At 60.5% G+C, this 10,841-nt stretch carries 10 protein-coding genes; all 10 read left to right on the top strand.

The features are described 5' to 3' along the window. Positions 1–100: 100 nt before the first annotated feature. Complete coding sequence (ffh, locus tag HX881_RS17295) at positions 101–1,477, top strand: signal recognition particle protein (RefSeq protein WP_177085646.1); 1,377 nt, start codon at positions 101–103, stop codon at positions 1,475–1,477. A 251-nt stretch (positions 1,478–1,728) separates the two neighbouring features. Next, the gene (gene rpsP / locus HX881_RS17300) at positions 1,729–1,980 is read left to right on the top strand and encodes a 30S ribosomal protein S16 (RefSeq protein ID WP_017124058.1); all 252 of its coding nucleotides are present in this window, start codon (positions 1,729–1,731) and stop codon (positions 1,978–1,980) included. A 5-nt stretch (positions 1,981–1,985) separates the two neighbouring features. Next, positions 1,986–2,522 (top strand): ribosome maturation factor RimM, encoded by a 537-nt coding sequence (gene rimM / locus HX881_RS17305; RefSeq protein ID WP_177085648.1) that lies wholly within the window; start codon positions 1,986–1,988, stop codon positions 2,520–2,522. Between the two features lie 3 nt (positions 2,523–2,525). Beyond that, positions 2,526–3,278: a tRNA (guanosine(37)-N1)-methyltransferase TrmD gene (trmD, locus tag HX881_RS17310; protein ID WP_040064517.1), complete on the top strand. Its 753-nt coding sequence runs from the start codon at positions 2,526–2,528 to the stop codon at positions 3,276–3,278. A gap of 45 nt (positions 3,279–3,323) precedes the next feature. Further along, a complete protein-coding gene (rplS, locus tag HX881_RS17315) occupies positions 3,324–3,674 on the top strand; it encodes a 50S ribosomal protein L19 (RefSeq protein ID WP_003175895.1) in 351 nt (116 codons plus the stop codon). 227 nt (positions 3,675–3,901) lie between these two features. Next, positions 3,902–4,798, top strand: coding sequence for a site-specific tyrosine recombinase XerD (xerD, locus tag HX881_RS17320; RefSeq protein WP_017124055.1), 897 nt, complete (start codon positions 3,902–3,904; stop codon positions 4,796–4,798). Positions 4,799–5,083: 285 nt separating this feature from the next. Further along, positions 5,084–6,934 carry a hydroxysqualene dehydroxylase gene (locus HX881_RS17325; protein ID WP_177085650.1) on the top strand — a complete coding sequence of 617 codons (1,851 nt, stop codon included), beginning with the start codon at positions 5,084–5,086 and terminating at the stop codon, positions 6,932–6,934. A 170-nt stretch (positions 6,935–7,104) separates the two neighbouring features. Then, positions 7,105–7,836: a DsbC family protein gene (locus tag HX881_RS17330; protein WP_177085652.1), complete on the top strand. Its 732-nt coding sequence runs from the start codon at positions 7,105–7,107 to the stop codon at positions 7,834–7,836. A 138-nt stretch (positions 7,837–7,974) separates the two neighbouring features. Further along, a complete protein-coding gene (locus tag HX881_RS17335) occupies positions 7,975–9,279 on the top strand; it encodes a homoserine dehydrogenase (RefSeq protein ID WP_042934504.1) in 1,305 nt (434 codons plus the stop codon). A 32-nt stretch (positions 9,280–9,311) separates the two neighbouring features. Continuing rightward, positions 9,312–10,721, top strand: coding sequence for a threonine synthase (gene thrC, locus HX881_RS17340; protein ID WP_017124051.1), 1,410 nt, complete (start codon positions 9,312–9,314; stop codon positions 10,719–10,721). Positions 10,722–10,841 lie beyond the last annotated feature (120 nt).

The following is a 10,841-nucleotide window of genomic DNA, read 5'->3' on the forward strand; positions in this document are numbered from 1 at the left end:
TCCGCGACCTGCCCACGCCGCAGGCTCGCCAGGCACGCTTTTGACTACGCTGGCGGCCTATTACCTCGGTTCTATTATTAGGGGCCTCAAAGGATCGCGCATGTTTGAAAACCTGACCGACCGTCTCTCGCAGACGCTGCGCCATGTCACCGGCAAGGCCAAGCTGACCGAGGACAATATCAAAGACACCCTGCGTGAAGTGCGCATGGCGTTGCTCGAAGCCGACGTCGCCCTGCCGGTGGTGAAGGACTTCGTCAATTCGGTCAAGGAACGCGCCGTCGGCACTGAAGTGTCGCGCAGCCTGACGCCGGGCCAGGCGTTCGTGAAGATTGTCCAGGCCGAACTCGAAAGCCTGATGGGCGCCGCCAACGAAGACCTGAACCTGAGCGCCGTGCCGCCAGCGGTCATCCTGATGGCCGGCCTGCAGGGCGCGGGCAAGACCACCACCGCCGGCAAGCTGGCGCGCTTCCTCAAGGAGCGCAAGAAGAAAAGCGTGATGGTGGTGTCGGCGGACGTCTACCGTCCGGCCGCGATCAAGCAGCTGGAAACCCTGGCCAACGACATCGGCGTGACCTTCTTCCCGTCCGATATCAGCCAGAAGCCGGTGGCCATCGCCGAAGCGGCCATCAAGGAAGCACGCCTCAAGTTCATCGACGTGGTCATCGTCGACACCGCCGGTCGTCTGCATATCGATGACGAGATGATGGGCGAGATCCAGCAGTTGCACGCGGCGATCAAGCCCGTGGAAACGCTGTTCGTGGTCGACGCCATGACCGGCCAGGACGCCGCCAACACCGCCAAGGCCTTTGGCGACGCGCTGCCGCTGACCGGCGTGATCCTGACCAAGGTCGACGGTGACGCCCGTGGCGGTGCCGCGCTGTCGGTCCGTGCCATCACCGGCAAGCCGATCAAGTTCATCGGCATGGGTGAAAAGAGCGAAGCGCTCGACCCCTTCCACCCGGACCGGATCGCTTCGCGCATCCTCGGCATGGGCGACGTGCTCAGCCTGATCGAGCAGGCCGAGGCGACGCTCGACAAGGACAAAGCCGACAAACTTGCCAAAAAGCTGAAGAAGGGCAAGGGCTTCGACCTCGAAGACTTCCGCGACCAGCTGCAACAGATGAAGAACATGGGCGGCCTCGGCGGCCTGATGGACAAGCTGCCGAACATCGGCGGCGTCAACCTGGCGCAGATGGGCAATGCCCAGGGGGCGGCAGAGAAGCAGTTCAAGCAGATGGAAGCCATCATCAACTCCATGACCCCGGCCGAACGCCGCGACCCCGAGCTGATCAGCGGCTCGCGCAAGCGCCGTATCGCCATGGGTTCCGGCACCCAGGTGCAGGACATCGGGCGCTTGATCAAGCAGCACAAGCAGATGCAGAAGATGATGAAGAAATTCTCCGCCAAGGGCGGTATGGCCAAGATGATGCGCGGCATGGGCGGCATGTTGCCCGGCGGCGGCATGCCGAAAATGTAAAGAATCTGCGCCGGCTGTCATGTCGGCGTTGCCCCGCACGGACGCGGGGATCTCCAGCAAACCCGCGCTACGCGGGAGCTGACCTGCCGTTTTTCACGACGGCTCTATGGCAAATCTTGATTGCATGGCGCCAGGCGCCGGAAAAAGTCATTTGCAAAAGTCCGGATATTCCTTAGAATATGCGGCCTTTCGGGCACCCATGCCCGCTGTGCATTTAGATTTGCAGCACCGACTACAGGAACGATGTTCACATGCTAACAATCCGTCTTGCCCTTGGCGGCTCCAAAAAGCGCCCGTTTTACCACCTGACCGTAACCGACAGCCGCAACGCTCGTGACGGTTCGCACAAAGAACAAGTGGGTTTCTTCAACCCGGTTGCTCGTGGTCAGGAAGTTCGTCTGTCCGTGAACCAAGAGCGCGTAGCCTACTGGCTGAGCGTTGGTGCACAACCTTCTGAGCGCGTTGCTCAGTTGCTGAAGGAAAACGCTAAGGTTGCGGCCTGAGCAATATGAACGCGACGCCGGCTTCTACCGATGATTTGATCGTTATCGGCAAGATCTACTCTGTTCATGGCGTTCGCGGCGAAGTGAAGGTTTATTCCTTTACTGATCCAATTAAAAACCTGTTGGACTACAAAACCTGGACGCTCAAGCGCGAAGGTAGCGTGAAACAGGTAGAGCTGGTCAGCGGGCGTGGGAACGACAAGTTCCTGGTCGCAAAGCTCAAGGGTCTCGATGATCGTGAAGAAGCGCGTCTTCTGGCCGGTTATGAGATCTGCGTGCCGCGCAACCTGTTTCCTGAACTGACCGACGGCGAGTACTACTGGTACCAGCTGGAAGGTCTCAAGGTCATCGACACCCTCGGGCAACTGTTCGGGAAGATCGATCACCTGCTGGAGACTGGCTCGAACGATGTCATGGTGGTCAAGCCTTGTCCGGGCAGCCTGGATGATCGCGAACGCCTGTTGCCCTATACGGAGCAATGCGTGTTGGCTGTCGACCTTGCCGCTGGCGAGATGAAGGTGGATTGGGACGCGGACTTCTAAGCGATGGCTAGCCTGCGCGTAGAAGTGATCAGTTTGTTTCCCGAAATGTTTTCCGCCATCAGCGACTACGGCATCACCAGTCGTGCGGTGAAACAGGGGCTCTTGCAGCTGACCTGTTGGAATCCGCGGGACTACACGACCGATCGACATCACACTGTGGATGATCGCCCATTTGGCGGTGGTCCGGGCATGGTGATGAAGATCAAGCCCCTTGAGGACGCCCTGGTTCAGGCCAAGGCAGCAGCAGGGGAGGCGGCGAAGGTGATCTACCTGTCGCCCCAGGGCCGGCAGCTGAATCAGTTGGCGGTACGCGACCTGGCGAACGAGGAAGCCTTGATCCTCATTGCAGGTCGTTACGAAGGCATTGACGAGCGCTTTATAGACGCTCATGTCGATGAAGAGTGGTCGATTGGGGACTATGTTCTTTCCGGTGGCGAGCTGCCGGCGATGGTCCTGATAGATGCGGTTACACGACTGCTGCCCGGAGCTTTAGGGCATGCGGACTCCGCGGAGGAAGATTCCTTCACGGATGGTTTGCTGGATTGCCCGCACTACACCCGTCCGGAGGTGTATGCGGATCAGCGTGTTCCCGACGTGTTGCTCAGTGGCAACCACGCACATATCCGGCGTTGGCGTCTGAAGCAGTCCCTTGGCAGGACCTCGGAACGACGCGCCGATCTTCTGGAAAGCCGCTCGCTTTCTGGAGAAGAGAAGAAGCTGCTCGAGGAATACATCCGCGAGCGGGACGATAGTTAACAACGTATCGATGGTAGATCAGACGATTTACCTTAGGAGCACAGCATGACTAACAAAATCATCCTTGCACTCGAAGCAGAGCAGATGACCAAAGAGATCCCTACCTTTGCCCCGGGCGACACCATTGTCGTTCAGGTGAAAGTGAAGGAAGGCGACCGTTCGCGTCTGCAGGCGTTCGAAGGCGTGGTAATTGCCAAGCGTAACCGTGGTGTGAACAGCGCGTTCACCGTACGTAAAATCTCCAACGGTGTTGGCGTAGAGCGTACTTTCCAGACCTACAGCCCGCAAATCGACAGCATGGCTGTCAAGCGTCGCGGTGACGTACGTAAAGCCAAGCTGTACTACCTGCGCGACCTGTCGGGTAAAGCAGCTCGCATCAAGGAAAAACTGGCCTGAGTCCAGCTTCCGATGCAGAAAAAAGCAGCCTACGGGCTGCTTTTTTGCATTCCGGGTTTTGAAAAATCCGTTTGCCGCTGTCACAGTGGGATTGCAATGAACACCTTGCAGGAGCCGGCTTGCCAGCGAGTGGCCCTTGAGTCTTGTCGCGCCTGCGGGGACGCCATCGCCGGCAAGCCAGCTCCACAGTGCTCATCTGCTTATCGCCTTTTGCTTGTCGAGCCCTTATGCCAGCCATCGATCATCCCCTTATCGACCAGTTCCTCGACGCCCTGTGGCTGGAGAAAGGTCTCTCGGACAATACCCGTGATGCCTATCGCAGCGACCTTGCGCTGTTCAACGGCTGGTTGCAGGACAAGGGCCTGGAATTGCTCAATGCCGGTCGCGAGCTGATTCTCGACCACCTGGCCTGGCGTCTGGAGCAGGCCTACAAACCGCGCTCCACTGCGCGTTTTCTTTCCGGTGTCCGGGGCTTCTACCGTTACCTGTTGCGCGAAAAGCTGATCGCCGTCGATCCGACCCTGCAGGTGGAGATGCCGCAGTTGGGTCGTCCGTTGCCCAAATCCCTGTCGGAAGCTGACGTCGAAGCCCTGCTGAAAGCGCCGGACCTGAGCGAGGCCATCGGTCAGCGCGACCGGGCCATGCTGGAAGTGCTCTACGCCTGCGGGCTGCGGGTGACGGAACTGATCAGCCTGACCCTGGAACAGGTCAACCTGCGCCAGGGCGTGCTGCGGGTCATGGGCAAGGGCAGCAAGGAGCGCCTGGTGCCGATGGGCGAGGAGGCGATTGTCTGGGTCGAACGCTACATGCGCGATGCCCGTGGCGAACTGCTGGGCGGGCGGCCGAGCGACGTGCTGTTTCCCAGCCTGCGCGGCGAGCAGATGACCCGCCAGACCTTCTGGCACCGGATCAAGCACCAGGCCAAGGTCGCCGGTATCGGCAAGTCGCTGTCCCCGCATACCCTGCGGCATGCCTTCGCGACCCATCTGCTCAACCACGGCGCCGACCTGCGGGTGGTGCAGATGCTGCTGGGGCACAGCGACCTGTCGACCACCCAGATCTACACCCATGTCGCCCGTGCCCGCCTGCAGGACATGCACGCCAGGCATCACCCGCGCGGCTGAAGCTGCTGCGCAAAGCACGGATGCTGCCGAGCGCCAGGCACAGAGTGGTGCGCGGTCGATTTCTTCGCTGTTCCTCCAGGTTCCGCGGCTCCGGACGCACGAATTCGAGCCCGGATAAACTGGGCTACGCTGAATTCGATGGCCGTAGTCGCATCCTCCTGTAGTCGCGTAGCCGTTTAGCCGGGCAGCAACCCAGTGGTTGACCAAGGATTGCTATTCAGGCGACCGACGCCACCTCCCCTCAGTTTTTGTGGCCGACTTTTTCCAAGGTATCTGGAGAAAAGTATGTCTATCAAAAAAGGAAGTAACAAAAGAAACAAACCCCTGTCCAGGAAAGTAAAAGCCAATGCTATCAACGGGCGCGGTGTGAGCCGGCGGCGCTTTATCCAGAGTGGCTTGACCGTCGCGGCGGCCCTGTCTCTCAGTGGTATTCCCTATATGGCCAAGGCGGTCACGGGAAAAACGGTCGCGATTCTGGGTGGCGGCGTGGCCGGATTGACGGCGGCCCATGAATTGATTGAACGGGGCTACCAGGTGACGGTGTATGAGCGTCGCGCATTGGGTGGCAAAGCCCGCAGTATTCCGGTTCCCGCTACCGGAACGAATGGCCGCCTGGATTTACCCGGTGAGCACGGCTTTCGCTTTTATCCCAATTTCTACCACAACCTTCCCGATACGCTGAGGCGCATTCCCTACAGCGGCAATGCCCATGGCGCCTGGAACAATCTCGTTGCTCTACAGGCGTTCCTGATTGCGCTCACGGGACGCCCTGACTTTTACGTGGATACCACCACGGTTCTGTTGTTTCCGGGCACGCCCGCCGGCATTCCCCTGGCCCTGACGTCCCTGGTCAATCTGCTTTCGGCGGGTCTGCAGATTCCCCCTCTCGAATTGGCTTTTTTTGTCCAGAAACTGCACGTATTCATCACCAGTGGCGATTTGCGGCGCCTGGGACAATGGGAAAAAATGAGCTGGTGGGAGTACACCCAGGCGGCCAGCAAGTCCGCCGCCTATCAGCAATTGCTGGGCCGGATCATCATCGGCTTCGTGGCGGCGCGCCCCGAAATTGCCAGTGCGCGCACCATAGGGCAGGCGGTGGAAGGTTTTTTCTACAGCTATGCCAAGCGCGATGTCGATAATCCGTTTGCCGGTATCCTGCGGGTGATGAATCATCCCACCAACGAGGCCTGGATCACCCCCTGGGTGCAATACCTGACGGCGTCAGGCGTCACTTTCAGTGTGGGAACGCAAGTCACCGCGCTCAACTTCAGCAATGGCCGCATCACCAGCGCACAAGCGACCGATGCCAATAATGCCGGGATGACCATCAATGCCGACTATTTCGTGCTTGCCGTACCCGCGGAGCGTGCGGTGCCCTTGATGACTCCGGCCATGTTGGCTGCCGACCCTCAGCTGGGCCGTATCGCCAATCTGCAAACACGCTGGATGAATGGCATACAGTTTTTCCTGACCGCGGTCACCGACATTCCTCTGATGGAATGTATCGACTCGCCCTGGGCCATTGGTGGAGGGACGCAAGCGCAACTATGGCCCGCTGGTTTTTCTACGACCTATGGCGATGGCAATGTGAAGGATGTGTTGTCGATCATCATTGCCGAGTGGACGGTACCCGGTATCGTTTATAACAAACCGGCCAATCAGTGCACGCCGCAGGAAATCGTCAATGAGGTGTTGGCGCAGATCAGGACGGGGCTGGACAATGGCGCCAGCCTCCTTCCGGACAGCCTGATTCATTCCTGGTTTCTCGACCCTGGCCTGTCTAATGTCGGGACGGGCAATGTTCACAATGACGATCCTCTGTTGGTCAATACACCCGACTCGTGGAGTAATCGACCGGACACGAGTACCCAGATCGGCAATCTCTTTTTGGCCGGTGATTACATACGGGCCACGGGATTTGACCTGGCATGCATGGAAACCGCCAATGAAAGTGGGCGACGAGCCGCCAACGCCGTGCTTGCCGCCAGCAACAGCTCGGCAGCGCCGGCCACGATCGTGACGCGCTATAAGGAGCCGCTGCTGGCATTGGATCAGTCGCTGGACGACACGCTGTACCGCCTGGGCCTGCCCAATCAATATGACTTGATCTCGCCTTATCGACCGGGTTCATCGTAGGATTCGGGGGGCTGGGTGATTATCCGACTCCATGGCGCCTCGCATCGCCGGGAGTCGGTCATGCCGACCTTATGTGGTAGGCTTTACCCGTTTGCACGATGGGCGGTCGGAACCCGGATCTGCTGATCGGTGTTTACCGTCCCATGAGTTGCCCGCCTTCAGGAGTTCCCATGCGTTTGACCCAGATTTTCGCCGCTGCTGCCCTCGTCCTGGCCAGCTCCCTGGTCCTGGCCGATGACACCGCCGAACAGGCGATTCGCAAGAGCCTCGACAGCCTCCAGCTGGAAACCCCGGTGGAGAGCATTACCGCCAGCCCCCTGGCCGGCCTGTACGAAGTCAAGCTCAAGGGCAGTCGCGTACTGTATGCCAGCGCCGACGGCCAGTTCGTCATGCAGGGCTACCTGTTCCAGCTCAAGGACGGCAAGCCGGTCAACCTGACCGAAAAGACCGAGCGCCTGGGCATCTCCAAGCTGATCAACGGTATCCCGGTGGCTGAGACCGTGGTCTATCCGGCCATCGGCGAAACCAAGTCGCATATCACCGTCTTCACCGACACCACCTGCCCGTATTGCCACAAGCTGCACGCCGAAGTGCCGGCGCTGAACAAGATGGGCATCGAAGTGCGTTATGTCGCCTTCCCGCGCCAGGGCCTGGGTTCGCCGGGTGACGAGCAGTTGCAGGCGGTGTGGTGCTCGACCGACAAGAAAACCGCCATGGACCAGATGGTCGATGGCAAGGAAATCAAGGCCGCCAAGTGCGCCAACCCGGTCTCGAAACAGTTCGCCCTCGGCCAGTCGATCGGGGTCAACGGTACACCGGCCATCGTCCTGGCTGACGGCCAGGTGATTCCGGGCTACCAGCCGGCGGCACAAGTTGCCAAACTGGCCCTGGCCGCCAAGTAATCCAGCCTCGTCGCGGTCGCCTTTGACGAGCAAGACCCCGGGCATCTGGCCCGGCGGTCCTAAACAGCAAGCCGCTGGTGGTCCAGCGGCTGTTTTCCACGGCCGACCTCGCGTCGGCCGTTTCATGGGGAGTTAAGAGTGAAACCGGTCAAAGTAGGCATCTGTGGGTTAGGTACCGTCGGTGGCGGCACCTTCAACGTACTTCAGCGTAACGCCGAGGAAATTGCTCGTCGTGCCGGGCGTGGAATCGAAGTGGCGCAAATCGCCACCCGCACGCCAAAGCCTCAGTTCCAAACGACCGGTATTGCGATTACCAACGATGTCTTCGAAGTGGCCACGAACCCTGAGATCGACATCGTCATAGAGCTGGTGGGCGGCTATACCGTTGCCCGCGAGCTGGTACTCAAAGCGATCGAGAACGGCAAGCACGTGGTCACCGCGAACAAGGCGCTGATCGCCGTGCACGGCAATGAAATCTTCGCCAGGGCCCGCGAGAAGGGCGTGATCGTCGCGTTCGAAGCGGCCGTGGCCGGCGGCATCCCGGTGATCAAGGCGATCCGCGAGGGCCTGTCCGCCAACCGTATCAACTGGGTCGCCGGTATCATCAACGGCACCGGCAACTTCATCCTCACCGAAATGCGCGAGAAGGGCCGTGCCTTCGAGGACGTGCTGGTCGAGGCCCAGGCCCTGGGTTATGCCGAAGCCGATCCGACCTTCGACGTCGAAGGCATCGATGCCGCGCACAAGCTGACCATCCTGGCGTCCATCGCGTTCGGCATTCCGCTGCAGTTCGACAAGGCCTACACCGAAGGCATCACCCAGCTGACCACCGCCGACGTCAACTATGCCGAGGCCCTGGGCTATCGCATCAAGCACCTGGGCGTGGCGCGCAGCACCGCTGCCGGTATCGAGTTGCGGGTCCACCCGACGCTGATCCCGGCCGATCGCCTGCTCGCCAACGTCAATGGCGTGATGAACGCGGTCATGGTCAATGGCGACGCCGCCGGTTCGACCCTGTTCTACGGTGCCGGTGCCGGCATGGAACCTACCGCTTCGTCGGTTATCGCCGACCTGGTGGACGTGGTGCGGGCCATGACCTCCGACCCGGAGAATCGCGTACCGCACCTGGCCTTCCAGCCGGACTCGCTGTCGGCCCATCCGATCTTGCCCATCGATGCTTGCGAAAGTGCCTACTACCTGCGTATCCAGGCCAAGGACCATCCGGGCGTCCTGGCCCAGGTCGCGAGCATCCTGTCGGAGCGCGGGATCAACATCGAATCGATCATGCAGAAGGAAGTCGAAGAGCATGACGGCCTGGTGCCGATGATCCTGTTGACCCACCGCGTGCTGGAACAGCACATCAACGACGCCATCGCTGCGCTGGAGGCCCTGCAAGGTGTGGTCGGCCCTGTCGTGCGGATCCGCGTCGAGCACTTGAACTAAGCCGGCAGCGCCGAATTAGAGAGGAATTCTTCATGCGTTACATCAGTACCCGCGGCCAGGCACCGGCCCTGAACTTCGAAGACGTGCTGCTGGCCGGCCTGGCCAGCGACGGCGGCCTGTACGTGCCGGAAAACCTGCCACGTTTCACCCAGGAAGAAATCGCTTCCTGGGCCGGCCTGCCGTACCACGAGCTGGCGTTCCGGGTCATGCGCCCGTTCGTCACCGGCAGCATTCCGGATGCCGACTTCAAGAAGATCCTGGAGGAAACCTACGGGGTCTTCGCCCATAACGCCGTCGCGCCGCTGCGCCAGCTCAATGGCAACGAATGGGTGCTCGAGCTGTTCCACGGCCCGACCCTGGCGTTCAAGGACTTCGCCCTGCAACTGCTCGGCCGCCTGCTCGACTACGTGCTGGAAAAGCGCGGCGAGCGCGTGGTGATCGTCGGCGCCACCTCCGGCGATACCGGCTCGGCGGCCATCGAGGGTTGCAAGCACTGCGAGAACGTCGACATCTTCATCCTCCACCCGCACAACCGGGTGTCGGAAGTGCAGCGGCGGCAGATGACCACCATTTTCGGTGAGAACATCCACAACATCGCCATCGAAGGCAACTTCGACGACTGCCAGGAAATGGTCAAGAACAGCTTCGCCGACCAGAGCTTCCTCAAGGGCACGCGCCTGGTCGCGGTGAACTCGATCAACTGGGCGCGGATCATGGCCCAGATCGTCTACTACTTCCACGCGGCCCTGCAGTTGGGCGGCCCGGCCCGCTCGGTGGCGTTCTCGGTGCCGACCGGCAACTTCGGCGACATCTTCGCCGGCTACCTGGCGCGCAACATGGGCCTGCCGATCAGCCAGTTGATCGTCGCCACCAACCGCAACGACATCCTGCACCGCTTCATGAGCGGCAACCAGTACGTCAAGGAAACCCTGCACGCGACCCTGTCGCCGTCCATGGACATCATGGTTTCGTCGAACTTCGAACGCCTGCTGTTCGACCTGCACGGTCGCAATGGCGCGGCCATCGCCGGCCTGATGGACACCTTCAAGCAAGGTGGCGGTTTCAGTGTCGACCAGGATCGCTGGACCGAGGCGCGCAAGCTGTTCGACTCCCTGGCCGTGGACGACGCCCAGACCTGCGAGACCATCGCCGAAGTCTTCGCCCAGACCGGCGAGGTGCTCGACCCGCACACCGCCATCGGCGTCAAGGCCGCCCGTGAGTGCCGTCGCAGCCTGGATACCCCGATGGTGATCCTGGGTACTGCGCACCCGGTCAAGTTCCCTGAAGCAGTAGAGAAAGCGGGTGTAGGAAAAGCGCTTGAGCTGCCAGCACACCTTTCCGATTTGTTTGAAAGAGATGAGCGTTGCACGGTCCTGGCCAACGACCTGAAAGCCGTACAGGCCTTTGTCAGCCAGCATGGCAACCGCGGCAAGCCGCTCTGACCGACTAGAACGGTCACACTTTAGAGCCCGCCCCTTGGCGGGCTTTATCGTTTTTGCGTGCCAAACTTGCGCCCTGTTTTTTCATGTTCCAAAAAAGGGGTCAGGTACTTCGTCATGGTG

The organism is Pseudomonas gingeri (genome assembly GCF_013386115.1).
Classification (GTDB): domain Bacteria; phylum Pseudomonadota; class Gammaproteobacteria; order Pseudomonadales; family Pseudomonadaceae; genus Aquipseudomonas; species Aquipseudomonas gingeri.